16 protein-coding genes and 1 pseudogene are annotated in these 20,341 nt (G+C 59.9%); 5 read left to right on the forward strand and 12 right to left on the reverse strand.

Annotated features, from left to right (window positions below; all coding sequences use genetic code 11):
- Positions 1-496 (forward strand): Ldh family oxidoreductase (locus tag NUW23_08835; protein ID MCR4426276.1); only part of this gene is annotated, 496 nt, incomplete at its 5' end.
- A gap of 101 nt (positions 497-597) precedes the next feature.
- Here the strand turns inward: NUW23_08835 and NUW23_08840 are convergent.
- The 9 genes and pseudogenes from NUW23_08840 to NUW23_08880 form a co-directional block, all read right to left on the reverse strand.
- On the reverse strand, positions 598-1,302 hold the full coding sequence (locus tag NUW23_08840) for a hypothetical protein (protein ID MCR4426277.1): 705 nt from the start codon (positions 1,300-1,302) through the stop codon (positions 598-600).
- Entirely contained in the window at positions 1,269-1,589 is a 321-nt protein-coding gene (locus NUW23_08845; GenBank protein ID MCR4426278.1) for a nickel-dependent lactate racemase, read from the reverse strand. The genes NUW23_08840 and NUW23_08845 overlap by 34 nt, the downstream gene beginning before the upstream one ends.
- Positions 1,590-1,698: 109 nt before the next feature.
- Complete coding sequence (locus NUW23_08850) at positions 1,699-2,175, reverse strand: iron-containing alcohol dehydrogenase (protein MCR4426279.1); 477 nt, start codon at positions 2,173-2,175, stop codon at positions 1,699-1,701.
- A gap of 104 nt (positions 2,176-2,279) precedes the next feature.
- Positions 2,280-3,672 (reverse strand): annotated as a pseudogene (locus NUW23_08855) (IS1182 family transposase).
- A gap of 552 nt (positions 3,673-4,224) precedes the next feature.
- Complete coding sequence (locus tag NUW23_08860; protein ID MCR4426280.1) at positions 4,225-6,099, reverse strand: glycoside hydrolase family 66 protein; 1,875 nt, start codon at positions 6,097-6,099, stop codon at positions 4,225-4,227.
- A gap of 5 nt (positions 6,100-6,104) precedes the next feature.
- On the reverse strand, positions 6,105-6,929 hold the full coding sequence (locus NUW23_08865; protein MCR4426281.1) for a carbohydrate ABC transporter permease: 825 nt from the start codon (positions 6,927-6,929) through the stop codon (positions 6,105-6,107).
- Positions 6,930-6,942: 13 nt separating this feature from the next.
- Positions 6,943-7,830 carry a sugar ABC transporter permease gene (locus NUW23_08870; protein MCR4426282.1) on the reverse strand — a complete coding sequence of 296 codons (888 nt, stop codon included), beginning with the start codon at positions 7,828-7,830 and terminating at the stop codon, positions 6,943-6,945.
- Between the two features lie 129 nt (positions 7,831-7,959).
- Positions 7,960-9,234: an extracellular solute-binding protein gene (locus tag NUW23_08875; protein ID MCR4426283.1), complete on the reverse strand. Its 1,275-nt coding sequence runs from the start codon at positions 9,232-9,234 to the stop codon at positions 7,960-7,962.
- Positions 9,235-9,472: 238 nt separating this feature from the next.
- Complete coding sequence (locus NUW23_08880) at positions 9,473-10,540, reverse strand: glycoside hydrolase family 15 protein (protein MCR4426284.1); 1,068 nt, start codon at positions 10,538-10,540, stop codon at positions 9,473-9,475.
- Between the two features lie 302 nt (positions 10,541-10,842).
- Between NUW23_08880 and NUW23_08885 the strand changes: the two genes are divergently transcribed.
- The 4 genes from NUW23_08885 to NUW23_08900 all read left to right on the forward strand — a co-directional run bounded on the left by NUW23_08885 (position 10,843) and on the right by NUW23_08900 (position 16,072).
- Positions 10,843-11,901: a LacI family transcriptional regulator gene (locus NUW23_08885; GenBank protein ID MCR4426285.1), complete on the forward strand. Its 1,059-nt coding sequence runs from the start codon at positions 10,843-10,845 to the stop codon at positions 11,899-11,901.
- A gap of 242 nt (positions 11,902-12,143) precedes the next feature.
- Positions 12,144-13,097 (forward strand): TAXI family TRAP transporter solute-binding subunit, encoded by a 954-nt coding sequence (locus NUW23_08890; protein ID MCR4426286.1) that lies wholly within the window; start codon positions 12,144-12,146, stop codon positions 13,095-13,097.
- Between the two features lie 105 nt (positions 13,098-13,202).
- Entirely contained in the window at positions 13,203-13,706 is a 504-nt protein-coding gene (locus tag NUW23_08895) for a DUF1850 domain-containing protein (GenBank protein ID MCR4426287.1), read from the forward strand.
- Positions 13,691-16,072, forward strand: a complete 2,382-nt coding sequence (locus NUW23_08900) for a TRAP transporter permease (protein ID MCR4426288.1) — start codon at positions 13,691-13,693, stop codon at positions 16,070-16,072. The genes NUW23_08895 and NUW23_08900 overlap by 16 nt, the downstream gene beginning before the upstream one ends.
- Positions 16,073-16,190: 118 nt before the next feature.
- Here the strand turns inward: NUW23_08900 and galT are convergent, their stop codons facing one another.
- The 3 genes from galT to NUW23_08915 form a co-directional block, all read right to left on the reverse strand.
- The gene (gene galT / locus NUW23_08905) at positions 16,191-17,264 is read right to left on the reverse strand and encodes a galactose-1-phosphate uridylyltransferase (GenBank protein MCR4426289.1); all 1,074 of its coding nucleotides are present in this window, start codon (positions 17,262-17,264) and stop codon (positions 16,191-16,193) included.
- A 35-nt stretch (positions 17,265-17,299) separates the two neighbouring features.
- Positions 17,300-18,700 carry a glycogen synthase gene (locus NUW23_08910; protein MCR4426290.1) on the reverse strand — a complete coding sequence of 467 codons (1,401 nt, stop codon included), beginning with the start codon at positions 18,698-18,700 and terminating at the stop codon, positions 17,300-17,302.
- A partial coding sequence (locus NUW23_08915) for a DUF1957 domain-containing protein (GenBank protein ID MCR4426291.1) occupies positions 18,697-20,341 on the reverse strand: 1,645 nt, incomplete at its 5' end. The genes NUW23_08915 and NUW23_08910, both read right to left, overlap by 4 nt.

Raw genomic sequence — 20,341 nt, forward strand, 5'->3', positions numbered from 1 at the left:
CAGATCCAGAACAGACAGCCTTCGGATCCTGCAGGATTTGAGAGCCGGAATGGGAGCAGCCCTTGTACCTCTAGGGGGCATAGGAGAAGAAACCGCAGGCTACAAGGGATATGGACTAGCGACCGTGGTGGAGATACTCTCGGCTGCACTGCAAAGTGGCAGCTACCTATCGATGCTCGTCGGCGAGAAGAACGGTGTTCCAACCCGCCCCATGCTGGGACACTTCTTCATCGCCATTGACGTGTCTGCCTTCACCGATGAGAGTGCGTTCAGGAAAACCGTAGGCGATATCCTCCGCACCCTGCGGAAGTCAGCAAAGATGCCCGGGAAGAGCAGGATCCTTACTGCGGGCGAGAAGGAGTACCTCACGTGGATGGAGCGCAAAGACAGAGGCATTCCTATCGACCGCAATCTGCGGCGCGATATACTCGCAATGCACTCTGAGCTGGGGTTGAGTGTCGAACTGCTCCCCATTGCTCCGAGAGAGTCAGCGTGAATACGGGGCGCGGCAGGCCGCGCGGACGCCGCCCATGCCTTTCGCCTGCTGCACTCCTCAGCTCACCCTGCGCTCGTCCCTCCCGCCACATACGGTATCGTCTATGGCCCCTCCGGCAACACACAGATCGGGGCACCCGGGCCGTGTTCTACCATGAGCGCCGCCAGAGTCTCCTCGATGTCGTGGCACGGGGTGAGCATGGCGTTCTTTATCTCTTCGTCCGACAGCCCCTCGGAATAGAGGCACACCTTCGCCTTCAGCTGCACCCTGGCTTGAATCTGCAGCTGCCACTGGTCGAGTGCTGAGAATCCCGGGCTCGATATGAGTTTCACCGCGCCCTCCGGAGTTCCTGATTTCTCTAGTAGTCTCTGATACGAGCTTCCTGAAGGCACCCCGTCGACACACTGGGCCGCCACGATGATTGCTCCGCCTGGCTTCACAACGCTCGCCGCAGCACACATCCCTTTGACCGTCTGGTACAGGTTGCGGTCTAGTGGATACCCGCTGTTTGTCGTTATTACGATGTCGAAGGGCTCGGGGACACGCTGCATCGCAACTGACTTCACATACTCGACGCCAGCGGCGTGGGCTGCCCGGAGGTCGCCGGAGAATACCCCCGTAGTTTCCTTGTTGCGGTTCAAGGCTACATTGACAATGAAGTCAGGAGCTGTCACGAGGGCCGCCTCTGTCACCAGTTCGTACACAGGACTGCCGGTTGTGATGCCCCAGGTTGACCGCCTGCAGTCAAGGATCTCATATGAATGGGCGGACATCACATTGTCCAGGCCTGCAATCCCGGGCAACACGAGTTTGCCGCCCCCGCTGAAGCCAGCGAAAAATGCGGTTCAATGAAACCCGTGAGCATCCGTCGAGATGCCTGCAGGTAGTCTCGGTTCGCCCACAGTTCCTGCCCGTTGCTCAGCCTTCCCGCGCACAACATCGTGCTCCGGTCCTTGCAGTCATGCTGGACGATGCGGTAATTCCGAACGATTTCCTCGCCCAGGAATTCCACAAGCTCCTCGGGCGGGCTAGGCCTGTGAGTGCCCAGGGCATTTATGAGAACGATCTGATCTCGCCCGACTCCGGTCTTCACCAGTTCTTCAAGAACAACGGGAAGGATGAGACGGTCGGTACCGGCCTGCTTGCATCGCAAAAGACGATGGCCAGAGTGTCGGTGGCACCAAGACCACCGGCCATGGCCTTCAACGGCGGCCTCCCGATCGGGCGCCGCAAGGATTCCGCTCGAGTTGCGGATTCTTCGCGGCGGCTATCGCGCGCTCGATGTGCTCATCGGTGAACCCCGGTATCTCTGCCAGGGTCGCCCGGAACCCTACCTTGCGTCCCAGTTGGATCATACCCTCCGCGACCGCAATACCCAATTCGCGTCCGTGGAGTCTGTCTATGTCGGCTGTGATATGACCGTGGCACTTGTATATGTCGCCGACGACGCGGAGGTGGGGTTCGATAGCCGGAGCGAAGAACACGGTGTAGTAGGGGTTCATTACAGCGACGGCGCGGCCGTGGCTTGTGATGTCTACCAGCGAGAAACTAGTAAGATGCGCGCCATTGGTTCCGCCGACCATGATGGCATGTCCGCCGATGTCAGTGGCCAAGCCCAACGCCTCCCGGGCACCGTCGTCAGACGGGCTGGGAAGCTGTGCGACTAACTCAGGTTCAATGAACGGGGTAAGCAGCGATCGGCCATAAGAGTCAAGAGCTCTTTGATAACGTCATACAGCTCGAGGACAGAGTCCCAACGTGTCACTGTCGGCCGGCCGTCAGGCTATGTGGGGCAGAGAACCCGGGCTTCAAGGGGCTTTCCCGATCTGAAGAGCTTGAGAATGTTGTGCGCTGTGCATGCTATCAGCCACTTCGCTCGGACTCTCAGTGAACCACGAAGCAGAAACTGGCGCAAGCCCTGCACTGCCTTCACCTGCCCGAAAACCGGCTCGACGATCTGCTTTCTCAGCGAGTAGGCTTTCGGGCCGCGTTTGGTGTTGAGCTTTCGGCGCATCCGGTCTTTGCAGGACAAACCCGCAGGTGCCCGGCCTCTCGGCGCCGGTTCAACGAGCGTGCTATGTTTCTGTTTGTCAGGCGGGATGTATGCGTCGATGCGCCTCTTTTCAAGAAAGTCCACGTTCTTCTCGCTGAAGTATCCCGCGTCGGCGGACAGCCTCTTAGGCTTGCGGTTCAGGTTGAGTTCAACTTGTTTGACCATGTCCGGCAGATGAGTCGAATCCGCAGCCTGGTTCGTGAGGTCCGCCGCGATTATGATCTGAGATTCGCTATCCACAATGGCTTGCGCGTTGTACGCCTGGATGAATGTCTTATCCGAGTTCTTCATTATCCGAGAATCTGGGTCGGTGAAGTTTCGCTGCGCTTTGTCGTTGGGAGTCCCCGGCGGATCCTTCGGCTTGCGGCCGCGCTTGATCCCTGACCGGGTTGCGGTTGGCCGCCCGGGCTGCCCATCGTCCGCAGAGCGCCGGCTCTCTTTCTCCGCGCGCGCTTTCTTCTTCCAGGGCCGCCATGGCTTCTTTGATCTTGGCCAACCGCTTCTCGCGGATGACGAGGTCTTCAGGCAACTCGTCCCCTCGTTTGTCGGACCCGAACTTGCGGTCTTCAGCCTCGTCGAGGCGTGCGTTATCCCGAAGGCGCTCCTTGATCCGCTTCTCGAGCCTGGCGCGGGTTTCTTTCATCCGCCCGTAGCTCATGGCTTTGTGCTTGGAGGCGTTCGCTTTGATCTTCGTGCCGTCGAGCGCGGCATGCTTGAGCGATACAAGCCCCGAATTCCCGCAGACGGTCAGCACCTGGGCAAACAGCCCCGCGAGTTCGTTCAGGTGCCTGCTGCGGAACTCAGCCGCCGTTCTGAACGACGGCGCGTTCCCCGCAGCCAGCACGCGAAACGCTACGTCCTCTTCAAAGCGCTTCGCAATCTTCCTGGAAGAACGCACTCCCACGCATTGGGCGTACAGCAGGACCTTCACCATCATCCTCGGGTTGTAGGGCGGGTATCCTCTCTCCTCCCGCTCATAGACTTGCTCGATGGCTCAGAGGTCCAACTGGTCGACGAGATCGCTTATGAAGTACGCCAGATGTCCCTCGGCAAGCCAGTCCTTGAGGGACGGCGGCAGCAAGTACATTTGATCTGGATTGTAAGGCCTGTATGTCTTGCTCATGCCAGGATAACTCGCCGTGTAGCTGCATTTTCCTGTGCATCGGGCTAGGCATTACTCGCACACGCTCCTAGCAGGGAGCATATTGCGGAAGCGCGAATCACGCAAATACTTGCGGAACGTTACTTAGGGCAAGCAACGATACAAGATGCCTCGTTCTCATGGCTTCACGGGCCTCCTAGTACATTAGAGTTGTCTCCAAAGGGTCTTTGAGAAGCGAAGAGGAGTCATGCGGCGGAGAGCCAAAGTCTCTTGTCGGGGCTGGGGAATTTCGAATGTCCTCCTTGGGAAGCATAGCTGTCCCGTTGAAAAGAGTGCTGCCCCGCCTCTACAAGGTTTTTCGAATGAGCACGTTGAGAATGCGGTACATCCTCATGTCTCGAGTAAGGAGCTAGGTTGGGACTTGCAGAGGGATGCGCGATCCAGCCCACTACGCGTGGGATGGTGGTCCAACAGAGCACCCCTCCAGATGTGAAGAGTATATCGTACTGACCGGAGAGGACGCCCGGCAGGTCATATGCGTTCAAGCAGATGAAGCTCGCGGGAATTCCAAGCTCATCCGCATACCCGCACAAGGACCATGCCCCAGTAGTCGAGCTCCGGAAGAACGAACTCAATGGCGCGTCCGTGGGTGTGCGGTACCTCTCTGTAAGGGAGCCGGACTAACGACAGATCTGGTCTATCAGGCGAGGCATGCAGCACATCCCTGATCTGCTCATCCATAAGCCATCTGACCGCAACCCCCCGCAGCGGAGTGGGCGGCGACGCCTTCGGTTCGTTCCAGGCCGGGCTGTCCACCCCCACCAGGTTGACAAGGTTCAGCAGCTCGTAACCCTCGCCGTGCCGGACCGTGGCCCAGACCTTCCCGGCATCGCCCCAGGGACCAGATGGGAGGTTCACAATCTGCACCGTATCGTCCGCGCCTCCCACCTCCGTCTCCGAAACATCTCGCGCTCCGAGGTCGAACAGGAATTCCTCGTACCGCACGGCAAAGTCCCAATACCGCCTCATGATTCCAGCAAACTCGGGACGAATCCGAGCGTACCTCGGGTAGTAGCCATCGGTGAGGACCGCGTCCCCTTCCCCGAGGACCAGATGGAACCCTCCTGACGCCATGATCGCGGCGCTCGTGAGCCTCATCGCGGTTTCGGCGGGCGTCCAGGCATCCAGTCCATGCCGGATCTCTTCACCCTGGAACGGCTTGACATAGGCTGCCAGTATCACCTGCTTTTTGTGGCGGGCCGCCTCCAACCCGCGCAGAACGAGAGCCCTCAGGTCACGGTAGGTATCGTGAGGGGGCCAGACCTCAATGTAGACTGCATCCTGTGGCGCGAGGGCAACCCGGGACACAGGCCAGTTGTTCACGCAGTTGAATATGAGACCTACATCCGGCCCAAGACGGGCGCGGCAGGTTTCGATGAACGGCGCGAACTCGTCCTCTGTCCTGATCAAGCGCCTTTCCTTCGTGTAATAAGTCTTGGGGAACCCGTACTGGTCCACGTGCACCCCGTCAAAGCCCACTTCGTTGATGGCCTTCGAGTACTCTTCGATAATGTGCCGGCTCCACTCCGACCCGCGCGAGATGTCCATTACAAAGATGAGATCTCCTAGACTGTGCGGTGTGCCGTCCATCCTGTAGGCCACACACCCGGGATGGGATTCCACGAAGTCCCTCTCCGCGCCATACATTGCTCCGTAGGCCATGGGCGCCATCCGGCGGTCCCTGGCCCGTACTACCTGTGCCCTCACCTCGCGGAGATCCAGCAGCCTGCCGAGGGGATCGATGAATACGTCCTCCGGAGGCATGAAGTCGTGGTGGCGATACATCCAGTCGTAGAACTGCACGACGTTCAGGTGCATGTCGGTCATCGCCTGCCACTTGTCTTCTCCCGGTTCGTCCTGGATCCGGCCTCGGCCGGCCCTGCCCCCGGGCTCAGTGTCGTGGTTCCGGGGCCCGAATTCGCACACGAACCCGTACCTGGGCGCACATCGCCAGTGCGGGGCAATGTCGAAGCCGGCGCTCGCGCGCATCCTGCCGTTCTCACACCCCGCCGCCTCGATCTCGATCTCCAGCCCGAACCCTACAGCTTTCCCCAGCCTGCCGGTGGCCAGGAGCCGGTCCTCGAGGACATCCCCGGGAATCCTGAGCCAGATAGCCCGGCCGAAGCCATTGGAGGCAATCGAAGAGACGTCGCTCACAGCAACCGACGCGCTGTACACTGATGAGACGATATCGACCACGCTCATCCGGACTGCACCGGCTTGCCCGGCCGCCCCTGCTCGCCCGGTGGTCCCGAGTTGCTGAGGGGACGTGGTCTGCTGATCCGTTCCGGTTCCTCGGATCTCGTCGCCCAGGTGCACCTCCACCCACACGTCCTCCCCGGGACGGTACTGCGCCTTGTCGAAGTGAAGTGACTTTGCCTGGACCATCGGTATCACCCCTTGAGCGCCCCGGCAGCGAGTCCCTTTATGAAGTACTTCTGGAACACAATGAAGGCAATGACCGCCGGCGCGGCGCCAATGGCCGCAGCCGCCGCCATGAGGTTCCACTTTGCCCCGTATTGCTGGAAGAACATCGAGACGGCCAGTGGAATGGTCCGCACAGCCGGTTTCTGAAGGAAGAACACTGCCTGCGCGTAGTTGTTCCATATGCCGAGTCCGTTGATTATGACCACTGCCGAGGTGACCGGCTTGAGAAGTGGGAACGTGATCCTGAAGAACGCAGACACCCAGGTGCACCCGTCGACTATCGCTGATTCCTCAATCTCTCGCGACATCGACCTGATGAAGTTCGAATAGAGGAAGACGGAAAAAGGTAGTGCGTTCGTCGCGCATACGAGAGCCATGGCCCACCTGGTGTTTATGCCTCCTATCGACCGCATGAGAGTGTAGAGCGGGACAGTGTTGATGATTCCGGGGATCATCATGGAAAAGAGGAACAGGTAGAGCACGGCCCTGTGGAAGCGGCCCGGGAACCTCGCTATTGCGAACCCTGCCGAACTCGCGCAAGTTACGAGGACCGCGAGAGCTGAAGCCGTAATGAGTAGGGAATTCATGATGGCAGTGCCCATGGAAGAGAGTCGCCAGGCATCGGTGAAGTTCCTCACGTGGAACTCCGGGAGAGTCCCCGGTCCCAGGGCCGAGACAGTCGCGGGGGTGCTCAAAGCGATCCAGAGGAGGACCAGGAAAGGAATCAGCGAGACCGCGGACATCACGGCCGCGATCAGGTAAACGCCCCATTGGCTCCGTCTCGGCCTCATCGTCGTTCCCCCCTTACGCCTCGAATTCCGCGTGCCGGGACAGCCGCAGGAACACCAACACAGGAGCCAGGATGATAGAGAACAGTATGAGCGCCACGGCGGTGGAGTACCCCGCGAAGCTCCCATAGCACATGCGCATGATGTATATACTGAGGGACTCTGTAGCGTATCCAGGCCCGCCTTCGGTGAGAGCCATTATGATATCGAACACCGAGAGGGAGCCTATGATGTTCGTGACCACGTTTATCTTGATCGAGGGATACAGTAGCGGGATCACCACATGGCGCAGGCTCTGCAGGTACCCGGCTCCGTCTATCTTGCTTGCCTCTACTACCTCCGAGGGTATCGCCTGCAGGCCGGCGAGGTATATGACCATGGTCATCCCGACGTACTGCCACACGTTCACGAGCACGAGGACAACGAGCGCCCCTGTGCTGTCTCCGAGCCAGTTCCCTCCCTGAAATCCAGGGTTGACGGCCGCGACGAACCGCCAGAGCACTCCCCGGCCCGGCTGGAGGATGAAGTACCATATGTAGCCCATTATGAGCGGGCTTATGATAGCCGGCAGATAGACGATCGCCCTCACGAGTCCCTTGCCGCGGAACTCACGGTCCAGGACCAGGGCATACAGGAGCCCGAATATGTTCAAAAGGGGCGCGCTGCCGAGGGCGAATAGCACAGTCGTCGCCACATCGTGGACAGCCCTCGGGTCCCTGAAGAAGTCCACGAAGTTCTGAAGCCCCACGAAGCTGGGCTTCGATATGCCGTTCCAGTCGGTGAGGGACAATCCTATTCCCCGGGTGAGCGGGAGGATGAAGAAGAAGCCGAACAACAGCAGAGCGGGTAGGGCCATGAACTGATGGAGGTTCGACCCCAGCCCGCCGCGGGCCCGCGCGCTCAATATCTCCACCTGCCTTCCGCATACAGGCCCGGGGCCCCGGAGGCGCCCGACCGGAGGAGACGGCCGGGCGCCATGGGGGCTCCCGGAGACATGAACCGAGCCTGCATTATCTGCGAAACTGCGTGATCCCTACTTGTTCGCGGCCTTCCAGGCTTTGTCCCACGCGGCCTTGTAGGCCTTCGCGAAGTCCGCGGGGGTCCTGTACTTCCCCACGTACAGTTCCTGCACCATCCTGCCGGCGTCATCTCCTGAGAAGCCGGACGGCGCTTCGGTGGTGAAACCTATATTCACGCCGCTACGGAGGGCCTTCGCCACCTCATCCTTGAGCGGGCCCCAATCAGCTGAGACATCTGTGAACGCACACGGAGCCTTGAGGAACTCGCTGTAGGCTTTGAGATTCTCGGGTCTGAAGAGGTAGTCGAGGAACTTCTTTGCCTCTTCCTTGCACTTCGATTCAGCCGTGATCAGGTAGGCGGAGTCCTCGGCAGCCAGGACAACCGGCTTCGTACCGTCAACGATGGGCGGGTACGGGCAGAAACCTATGTCCTTCATGTTCTTGTTCCTCTCAAGAATACCTGAAAGAGCCCACATTCCCTGGCTTATCACTGCAGCCTTTCCGGTCGCAAACGCCTCGAGCTGGTTATCATATGTAGCCGTGAGGAAGTCAGAGTTCAGAAGCCCTTCCTCCTTGAGCTCCAGGAGGCGTTTGGCGAAGGTCTCCATGGGGCCGTCCGGCGCGTCGAACCTGAGCTTGGCCTCTTCGTTATTCAGGAAGGCCTTCCTCGAGCCCATTGTCCCGTACTGCTGCTTGATCACACCGTGCGCCATGAACTCGATCAGGTGGCCCAGCATCCAGGAGTCCTTGCCTCCCATGAACATCGGGACCACGTCCGGGCGCTTCTGCTTGATGGTCTTGAGGTTGGACTTGAACTCCTCCCACGTGGTCGCCTCCTTGAGTCCCAGGTCGGAGAAGATCTTCGTGTTGTAGAACAGACCGGCCATGGTCATGTTCGTCGCTATCCTGTACTGCTTTCCAGACTTCAGGTCAGTGCAGAGTTCCTTGACCGCCGGCTGAACCCGGGACCACCACTGGGTCTCGCCGGAAAGGTCCAGATACCTGCCCATATCCGCGAATCCCTGGTCCCACACGGTGGTGATGTCCGGGATGTCGCCCGATGCAAACTTGACCTTTATAACGTTACTAGCGTCCCTCTGGTACTCCTGCTGGACCTCGATCCCCGGGTTCTCCTTGTTGAACTGCTTGATCAGGCTGTTCATCCACTCAACAGTCTCGACCTTGCCAGTGAAGAACTTGACAACTACCTTCTTTTCGGCGCCAGCCGCGAAGGACAGGGTCACGAGCAAGAGCGCGGCCGCGACAACAGACAGAAGCCTTTTAGACATTCTCTCGCCTCCCTGAAGTGAGATGATTATCGCGCAACCAGTCCGTTCTCTTCACCATTCCCTCACCCGCATCACTGATCGTGCCGGCCACAGTCTACCTGACCGTCTTTTCACCCCTTTCGTGGCGCGGAAGTCCCCGCCTTCGGGCGTGGAGAGGAAGCGCCGCACCTTTGATGTTCGAGGCTGCCTGCAAGCTCCCGGCTTCAGCCGTGGAGCGGTTGACCTCCGGCCTATGACCTCATCTGCTCGAAAGCTCACTATTCAAGACCAGGTACATCGCGTGAGACCAGAGAAGCGGCGTCGCCACCTCGCCCCACCGCTCCCGCCAGGGCAGGTAGTACTCGGGGGCGTTGGTGTGAGTGCTGATCTGCTCCGGAAGTTCGCCGGATTCGTTCGCGCAGGATTCCACCCATTCAAGGATGGGCCTCGCCCGGTCCGGCTCCCCGGCCCTGCAGCGGTACCATCCCAGCCAGCATGCGAGGAGAGGCCACTCTCCTCCGCCGTAGTAAGTGTCCTCGGGGTACCTGTGCACCCCGGAATGGTGCAACTTCCGCTCGACTTCCCGGACGGTGGCCTCCATGGCCGGATCGGCCGGGTCGACCACAGCGAAAGGCACCGAAAGCCACAAGAGGCTTGCGTCGATGCTGTTGTTCCCTACGGACTTGATGAACCGTCCCGACGAGATGGAAGTGTCGAGCACAAACTGCCGGATCGCTGCCGCGGTCGCGGCTATGTCGTCGCGCTCGAGGTAACGGTTGATTGAAGTGAGGCCGCCGAATATGCACGCCAGGGTGGACGGGTGGACTCGGTCGCCGAACTCCTCCCAGCAGTCATAGTTGGGCATCATCCAGCAGTGCGTGAGGTAGTCGACAGTGATGCTCACGGGCTCGCTTGCCTCGTCCAGGAATCCGGAATCCCCTGTCATGCGCACATGTTCCGCGAGGCCCCATATCCAGGTTCCGTACCCGTCCAGCTGGAAATTGGCCCAATCGTCATCGCTTCTGGTTCCGTCCAGCCTGTACCGGGTAGGAAGCATCTCCCGCGGGCCCGGAGTCCTGCCTCCCCGGATCGACCGGACGATGGCGGTCACTCGATCAGCCTGTGAGAGGATCACCCGGCCCACCCATTCATGGAACCGTCGTGAGGAATCATGCTCACCGCAACGGTCCATCGCGTAGGCGATGAAAGCGCCATCCCTGAGCCAGCAGTACTTGTACTGTTCGAAATTCGGACACGCGACGTACGCTCCATTATCGGACTGGTTCTCTGTGACGATGCTGATACTTCGATCGCGCAGGTTGGGCACGGTGGCTCACCATCTCGTGAAGTGATTGGACAGCAGGAGCGTTCTTGGGCGCCCGGGATATGGTTTACTGCATGTTTCCCGGTAAACTAATCACCTTCACTGTATCCAGTTTCCGTAGAGTTGTCAAGGGGAACATGGCCTCTCCTCTGTTGAGGCCGCTATCGGGCCGTTTAGCTCGGTCCTTTACATGTGCATCCGCGACGCGTTGACATCCTGCACTCCGTGATGTACCATCTGGCTGGAGCTACGTTTAACGTGCAACTAATACACCGGCTCTGCCGGCCGATCGGGGGATTCTGCGGGTGCCATCCACATTGCGTGATGTGGCCAGAAAGGCGGGAGTATCCCATACGACCGTCTCCAATGTCCTGAACAACGTCCCCAAGGTTAGTGAGGAGACGAAGCAGCGCGTTCTGGCGGCCATGCGGGAGCTCAACTTCGAACCGAACCTCGCCGCGAAGAGCCTCTATACCAAGCGTTCCTACATCGTGGGTTATATGGTCCCCGCGATCACGAACGAGTTCTTCATGAATGTCGCTCGAGGAGCAGAAAGGGTGTTCTACAGAGAGGGCATCGGGTTGTTCCTGTGCGACACCGGGCTCGATCCGGCCCGCGAATCGGATTACGTTCGCAGGCTCACCCGCCATCGGGCAGACGGCCTCGTTGTCAACTATGTTGCCAGCCGGAGGACGATCAAAGATGCCCTCAAGAGCGGCATACCCGTGGTAGCAGTGGAGTCCCCCGTGGACGAGCCCGGAGTGTCTCTCGTGTCAGTGGATAACCACGGTGCGGCCATGCTCGGCGTGGAACACCTTTGCGAACTCGGACACCGCAGGATAGGAGTCCTTGCAGTCGATTTCGAGAGCGATGTGAACCGCGAGAGGCTCAGGGGCTTCAGGTCCGGGCTCAAGCTGCACGACATGGAGTCCGATCCCGCACTCGAAGTTTCCATGGCAACCTCGGAGAGGCAGAACGGCTATTTCGACCACTCCACCGACCTAGCGAAGAGCCCCGTGACCGCTCACCGTCAGTTTTCCGAGGTGGTCCGGGGGATTCTCACTGCACCTGCGCCGCCGACTGCTCTCTTCTGCTTCGACTACCACACTACTGCCCTGCTCATACAGTGCCTGACCCGCATGGGACTGACCCCGGGCGAACAAGTGTCGGTGATAGGCTTCGACGCGCCGGCCACACTCTGCGCGCCTGAGGTCACCAGTATAATCCAACCGGCCCCTGAGATGGGGTCGATCGCCGCGAACCTGCTCATGGAACGCATAACCGACCCCAAGTCCAAGCCGCGCACCGTGCGGCTGTCCGCCCAGATTCACGTCGGTGAAACAACTCGCCGGCCTCCTGTCTAGAAACCGCTGCGGGTAGTACCTTCCTCCGGACGGGCCACACGGCCACCGATCGAAACTGACCATCTGTGTGGCATACGTCATCCCAGGCTCACTGGACATGGTAACAAAAATTCCTCCAGTTGCAGGTTTTGCGCAAGGTGCCGGAGAAATATAGGCAAGCGGTCGGAAGCAGTCCGCGGTCCGGACACGTACACGGCCCGGGCACCGGCTGAAAACACATCCCAAAAAGGAGGCGCACTGGTTTGAAGAAGCTTCTCCTCATCATGATGGCGGTCCTGACCGTCCTTGTCTTCTCCGTCGGGACGTATTCTGCCACTCAGCTGATCCTGGCGACCGGTGGGACCGCCGGCACGTACTATCCTCTGGGCGGCGCAATGGCCAGCGTCATCAACAAGAGGGTGCCGAGCGTCAATATCACCGCTGTCTCGAGCGGAGCTTCAGTTGAGAACATAAGGAACATCAACAAGGGGGAAGTGGACCTCGCGATTGTCCAGAACGACGTCACCGACTATGCCTACAACGCCACTGAGACGTTTGCGGGTCAAGCCCCGCTCCGCAAGTATGGTGCGGTTGCGTCCCTCTACCCCGAAGTCATCCAGGTCGTAGTTCGGGCAGACGGACCCATCAAGACCTTCGCCGACATAAAGGGCAAGAAGTTCTCCGTGGGCGCCCCGGGCAGCGGCACTGAGGCCAACGCCCGCCAGATCTTGAGCGTCTACGGGATCACCTACGCCGACTTTGATGAGATGTTCCTCTCGTTCGCGGAGAGCGCGAACCAGTTCAAGGATGGCCACATCGATGGGTTCTTCGTGACGGCCGGCGTTCCGAACGCAGGCATCCAGGATGTCTCAACACAGCACAAGATCAGGATCCTCTCGATCGAGCCCAACAAGATGAAGGAACTCCAGGCCAAGTACGGGTTCCTCGCCCCGGCGACCGTGCCGGCGAAAACCTACATGAACCAGAATGAAGACGGCAAGACTGCGGCGGTCATGGCCATCCTCATCGCCCGCGAAGGGCTCAAGGAGGCCGATGTTTACGGGATTACCAAGGCCTTGTTCGAGAACGACGGCGAGCTTGAGACAGCCCACGCCAAGGGCGCGCAGATCACGCTCGATACGGCTCTCGACGGCATCTCGACTCCCCTCCATCCTGGTGCCGCAAGGTATTACCGGGAGAAGGGATTGATCAAATAGGTCTCGACCATTGGACCGAAGTCCAGCCGAGGAGGGTGGCCGGGCCCTGGCCGCTTCTGGCAGTGCCCGGCCCTTTTCGTTATGGGACAACGACGACACCCGAGAATGCGGTGGGTGATCCTGTTCGGCCTCGCCCTGGCGTTGGCTACAGGTTTTGTTCCAGCTTTCCCGCGCCTCGTCGTCAGGACGCAGGCGGGGACGGTCTTAGCTGCCCAGCCAGCCACGCCAGGGTGTGAGATCTCGATCAGGTTCACCCATTCAGTGGCAAGAACTCCTGTGTTGGAGACTCTCGTGGTTGAGGGTAACCGGCTCAAGCTCCGTGAGACCTTGTATCAGGACTTCGGCGCGGGTCTCCCAAGCGAACTCGGACCTGGCGAGGAGATGAGCTTGGAACCGGACGGTGTGAGGATCACCGGGATGAGCAGGTACTTCGACCATGTCAGGTTCCATGTTGGAGGGATCGCGAGGCATCAGGTCATCCTGGGGGACCGGGTTCTGGACCTGGCTGACTTGGTCGGGCCCGGAACTCAGATCGACATCACGGTCGTCAACTACGGCTGGCTAATCTCGCTCGTCAAGGGGGTAGTACCGCTTTGGGCAAGAAGATAGACGACACCAGGACCCAAAAGCTGGCCAGCGTCGGGCCGCCTCCGGCGGATTCGGACGCGGTGGACATCGACGCCATTCTGGCCAAGTATGACCGGGAATCCGCAACTCGAAGGATCACCGGGCTTCTTCCTAAACTGGTCACCTTGATCGCTCTGGCCTTTGCCGTTTTTCAGCTCTACACAGCGATTATGGGGGAGCGCCCTCCCCAGATCCAGAGAGTAGTGCACCTGGGGTTCGTGCTCACTCTGGGGTTCCTTATGTATCCTGTGACTGTCAAGAGGCGCAACAGGTTCGACTGGTTCGACGCCGTCCTCGCTTGCCTGGGAGCGACGTGCGCGGCTTACTACGTGATCAACTATCGTGACCTCATGATGAGGGCAGGAGACTATACCACACTCGACCTCGTTGTCGGATCCGTCGGGATCCTCCTGGTCCTCGAGGGGACGAGGCGAGTGGTGGGAATCCCGATCCTAGTCGTGGTCTCCACGTGCCTGGCCTACGCCTACTTCGGCAAGTACCTGCCAGGCTTCCTGCAACATCGTGGGGCGTCATTTCCCAGGCTGGTGACGCACATGTTCTACACGACCGAGGGGATTCTGGGCATTCCGCTCGGTGTGTCATCGACCTTCATCTTCCTATTCATCATGTTCGGGTCGTTCTTGGAGAAGACGGGAATCGGAAGGTTCTTCATCGATCTCGGCAATGCGATCGCTGGTAAGCAGAGAGGCGGCCCTGCCAAGGTCGCAGTGTTCTCGTCCGGCTTGCAGGGCACCATATCCGGGAGTTCGGTGGCGAACGTTGTCGGTACCGGCAGTTTCACGATCCCCATGATGAAGAGCCTTGGGTACCGCCCGGAGTTCGCCGCGGCGGTTGAGGCGTCGGCATCCACAGGAGGGCAGCTCATGCCCCCGATCATGGGCGCGGCGGCTTTCCTCATGGCGGAGTTCCTCGAGATGCCCTATGTCGAGATCGCCAAAGCAGCAATCATCCCGGCGGTGCTCTATTTCACCGGAGTCTGGATCGGGGTCGACCTCGAGGCGGCGAAGACTGGGCTTAAAGGATTGCCCAAGGAACGGCTGCCCAGGCTGTCCCGGATCATGCTCGAGCGTGGGCAGTTGATCCTCCCAATCATCGGCATGATCTTCTTCCTGGCCACAGGCCGGACACCGACCAAATCCGCGCTCTACGGCATCATCTTGGCCATCCTCGCCGGAGTCTTTAAGCGGGAGACTAAGTTCTCCATGTCCGACCTCACAGACTTCAGGAGCCCGGGATTTCAGATGGCGTCGGGAATCGCAATAGCGTTCCTCGCGGGAAGCTTTGTCATCCGCGAGTTCTTCAGCATCTCCATCGGCCGGGCCATGCTCATGGCGACTGTTCTTCCCATCGCCTACTTCGCGATTCTCAGGCTGCTCGTAGGAGCAGCTCAGGCAAACGGCGGCAGCGCCACAAGAGGAGCGCTCGCGTTCCTCTTCAAATGGGGACATTTCATACTGCCCGCCGCGGGCTTCGCTTTCACTTACTTCAGCGGGCAGCCACTGATGCTGTGTTCGGTCTACGGCATTGCCCTCATCTTCCTCTGCCGGGTGGTTACGGGCGAGCCTCGAGTCACCATCCGTGAGTTCCTCTCGGCTCTCGAGTCTGGCGCCAAGGGTGCTCTGGGGGTGGCCATGGCTTGCGCGGCCGCAGGCATCATTGTCGGCACTGTGACCCTGACCGGACTCGGCCTCAAGCTCGCCACGGGCCTGGTGGAACTGGCAGGCGGGAATCTCTACCTCACCCTCGTTTTCACGATGCTGACCTCGCTCGTTCTCGGCATGGGAGCCCCGACCACTGCGAACTACGTGATCACATCGACCATTGCTGCTCCAGCCATATTTAGGCTGGGCGTTCCGAAGTTGTGTGCGCACATGTTTGCCTTCTACTTCGGGATAGTGGCGGATGTGACCCCGCCGGTGGCCCTGGCGGCGTTCGCAGGTTCCGGTATCGCGAAGTCTGACCCACTCAAGACGGGAATAAACGCTACGAAGCTGTCGATAGCGGCGTTTCTCATCCCGTACTTCTTCGTGCTCAACCCCGACCTTCTGCTCCTCAATGCATCCTGGAGTCACACCCCCAGGATCATCCTTGGCGCTGTGGTGGGCATGATCGCCGTAGCGGCCGGAGTCGCGGGTTGGCTTCGGACCTTCTCGCCGTGGTGGGAGCGGATCTTGCTGCTCACAGGCGGGCTGATGTTGATCCATCCTGCGCTCCGCACTGACACCATAGGAGCCGCCTTCCTGGCAATCGCCCTGATCACGCAGACCATGAGGCTCCGCTCGGGCAAGTATCGCCCTGCCGCCACGCCTCGGGCCGCGAAGCCGTAACCTGTTTTTGGCTCAGGGGCTATGATGGCTCCAAGTCGTGTTCACTCTGAGGTAGGCATGACGGAAATCCCCCGGTCCCGTTTGTCGGGGCCGGGGGATCCATCGTCACGCCCGGATCTTACGGCCGGGCCTTGGGGCTTCTTGCCTCGCTGGGGCATGTCGCCAGGTCGCACTCGGAGATCTTCTCCCGCAGGGCCTGTGCGGCGTCCTCGGGCTTTGCTATGTTGATGTAGAAGCCTGACCCCCACTCGAAGCCCGCGAGCTTGGTGAGCCTGGGGACGATCTCGAAATGCCAGTGGTTGCAGTGGGCGTCCCCGCCCGCTGAGTCGGGTGTAGTGTGGAGGACGCAGTTGAACGGAGGGTCGCCGAGGACCTCGGAGAGCGCCCAGAAGACCCTCCGGAAGAGCCTGGCCAGCTCCATAATTTCGTGCTTCTCTATCCGCTCGAATTGAGGGCTGTGTGCCTTGGGCAGTATCGTCATCTGGAATGGCAAATGAGACGCGTAGGGTGCGAGTGCGATGAAATGCTCGTTCTCGTGGATCACCCTGGTCTCGTCGGCTTTCTCCTGCCTGATCACGTCGCAGAACGGGCACCGCTCTTTGTACCGGAAGTAGTCAGAAGACCCCTCCATCTCCTCGAGCACGCGCTTTGGAACCACCGGAAGTCCAATGAGCTGGGAGTGACCGTGCACTTGCGACGCGCCTGCCTCGGCCCCGTAGTTCTTGAAGATCAGGACGTAGCGGAGAGACGGATTCCGGCCCAGGGCGATCAAGCGGTCCCGGTAGGCCCAGAAAATCTCCTCGAACTCCTTCTCCGTCGCAGTGGCCCAAGTGTGATTGTGCCGTGGCGATTCGACTATGACCTCGTGAACCCCAAAGCCTGTGGACATATCATACATGCCCTGCCCGCGGCGCTCCAGGGGCGTATCGGGATCGAGGGCAGAGTACTTGTTGGGTATGACCCTGATCCACCAGCCTGGGGCGTCCCTGTGGGTACCCGCGTTTCGGTAGGCAGCTACCTCGGGCGGAGTCATGTCCTCGTTTCCTTCGCAGAACGGGCATTTTGGATCCTTGTCCGGAAGGTCAGGAGGGGTCACAGGGTTCTTGCTATGCAGCTGGTTCGGGCGCTTCGCCCGCTCAGTGGCTACTATGACCCACCTTCGGGTGACGGGGTCCTTCCGCAACTCTGACATGTAGTCACCTCGCGTACTAAGAAATGGTTGGTCCATCATGACCGGGGCGGGGCAATAGCCCTGTAGAGAGAGAGGTACTGACCGACCGACCGGCTCCATGAGAAGTCAGCTATCATGCACCTTATCTGCGTTGCGAGCATGCGTTCGGTGTCTTCATAGAGACACATCGCCCTCTTGATAGCGGCTATGAGCTCCCCGGCCTTGTAGTCCCAGAAAACCAGGCCCGTCTCGGGCTCAGATACCGTGTCACGCAGGCCTCCGACCGCGCGAACAATTGGGATGGATCCGTATCTCATGGCTATGAGCTGCCCGAGACCACACGGCTCGAACCTCGACGGCATCATGAAGAAGTCCGATCCCGCATAGATCTCGTGGGCCAGGACATTGCTGAAAGCGAGCTTCACCCCGACCTTGTCAGGGTGGGCCGTCGCGAGATTCCGAAGAGTCTCCTCGTACTGTTGCAACCCGGTCCCCAAGATCACGAACTGGATGTTCTCGTTCGCCATGGCGGAGATGGATTCCACAAGGATATCCACTCCCTTTTGCTCGAAGAGCCTGCCCACGAAGGCGAAGACTGGAGTCCCTCGCATGTGCTCCAGGCCGAATCTGGCAAGCAGGGATTGCTTGTTCTGTTCCCGCACGTGGATCTGCTCCACATCATACGTGGCTGCGATCAAAGTGTCCGTCGCGGGGTTCCACTCATCGTAGTCAAGCCCATTTAGTATCCCCACAAGTGCGTCGCCCCTGCCGGCGAGGACGCGTTGTAGACCCATGCCGAACTCGGGGGTCTTGATTTCCTGCGCATAGGAGGGTGAGACCGTGGTGACCCGATCGGAATACGTGATGGCCGCCTTCAGGATGTTGAACTTGCCATAGAACTCGACGCCCTCAGGGCGGAAGTGCTCCCACGGCAATGAAGAGTAAAGGAAATCGCTCCAGTCGCCCTGTCCTTGAAACGCCAGGTTGTGGATGGTGGTCACTGTACCCGGATCCCCAGGGCACCCGTACACCTTACAGAATACGGGAAGCAGGCCGGTGTGCCAATCGTTCGCGTGGACGATGTCCACGCCAAGCATCCGGGCGAGTTCGTAGGCGGCCTTGGAGAAGAACATGAACCGTCGGAGGTCGTCCGGTGACTCGTAAGGCCGCTCACGCGCAAAATAGGCGCCGTTTTTGACAGCGTAGAGAGTGAGGTTGGGTCGGAGCTCCGCCCTGTATACGGCTCCCTCCTCCCGCCCGTATCCGAGCGGGGGATAGACGGAGGTCCACCCAGCAAGCTGGACACCATTCCACTTCGCAGTCTCATACATCGGCATTACCACATGGACCTCGCAGCCAGCCTCCGAAAGGAACCTCGGAAGGCTGCCCGCCACGTCTGCAAGACCGCCGACTTTCATGAAAGGGTTAACTTCTGAGGCTGCGAACAGGATCTTCACTCGAGTTGGGCCCCCCCTTTCCCGTTGGAGAGCGGCGAGTACCTGTACTCGGGCAGGCCTCGACCGCACAATGCATCACGAAGATTCTGGTAAATGCGGGCAAACTCTCTCCTGTGGTGCTCGAACCGCTGCCACGGATAGTCGCCGGCAGTCCCAGTATACACGAGAAACTCCCAATCGGAAGCCATAAGCATCAGGAACTCCCGTAGGACGCCATCCACCAGGACCTGAAGATTCCACAGGTCACCCGGCCATGGGCCGAAAGGCGTCAACACCCAGGACTGGTCGACGATCTCCTCGATTTCCCAGAGCTTGTCCCACATCGGCATCGTCTGGTCGTTGAGCCACGTCGAATGATTGCAGTCCACCCCCCACGAGGATTCAGCCGGCACGACCCTCTCCAGGGATTCGGGGTCCGTGGCTTCCAACACCCTGGATGGAGTGCTCAGCTGGACTGAATCTGACCGGGCGAGCAGCCTCACCACTTCCTCGAGGAACGCCGGTCCTTCGAACCACCAGTGGCCGTAGAGCTCGGTGTCAAAGGCCGTGGCAAGCACGGGGAAAACCGTCTTGGCCTCATCCGCCGCCCTCTCAACCTTCGACACAAAATGGGCGGCGTGCTCCCGCGCCCGGGCGAAGGCGGTTTCTGGTTTGTATGGCTGCTTCGTCTCGAGCTTGCCCTGGGAGTCCGTAACCCGGTAGTAGCGCATGCCTGATCTCGGATGTTGCCTGTGGAACTCCCGGTATGCGAAATCTCCAGGGTACCCGGACCACTTCGACCAGACCTGCGAGCACAAGCCTGGATGTCTTGGGAATGCGATCAGGCTGGACTCGTCGATGAGGTAGACCGCCTCGACCGGCCGCCCAGTCTCCTTTCCCACCCTAGTGCTTTCCCCGTAGTGACTGACAGCTTTACCGCCCCGGATGGCCATGGCATCGAGAACCGTGTACCGGTAACCCTCGCCCGCTACGAGAGCCTCAAGGCCCGGCTTGTATGCGCATTCAGGCAACCAGAAACCTACAGGAGATATGCCCGTCGCATCCATGAATATTGTCCGGCCCACCCGGACCTGCAGGCGCACGGACTTCTCGCGCCTGAGCAATGGAAGGTACCCGTGGGTTGCTGCTGAAGTCATCAGCTCGATGCTGCCAGCCCGTGCGTGGTCCGCAAAAGCCATAGGGATGTCCCGTCCTATTGCATCGAACGCCTCCACAGCCGCCTGAAGCTGCTCTTCCATCCAGGAGGCCAACCGGGCCAGTTCGGTCTGGCCTTTCGCAAGGAATTCGGACCGGTCCTCAACTACTCTCTGCCGCCTGTCCTTCAAGTACGCCGGAAACCCATTCCGGAAAGCCTCCGATGCAAGCTGTTCCGCAAGGACCGGGGTGAGGCTCACTGCGAGGTTCGCGGGGATACCGTCCCGCGCAAGGTTTCTGATACACCGGAGCAGAGGCAGGTACGAACTCCAGGCAATTTCGTAGATCCACTCTTCGCCGAACGGCCACCGTCCATGCCCGACAACCCACGGGAGATGGCTGTGCAACACTACTACGAACTTCGCCTGCCCGCGATCCACGGCTTTCACCTCCACAATCGAGTTGGTGTGGTCCACTCTTCGACACGATGGTTGGGGTTTCCTCCGT

The organism is Bacillota bacterium, from assembly GCA_024655925.1.
Taxonomy (GTDB): Bacteria; Bacillota; DTU025; order DTU025; family JANLFS01; genus JANLFS01.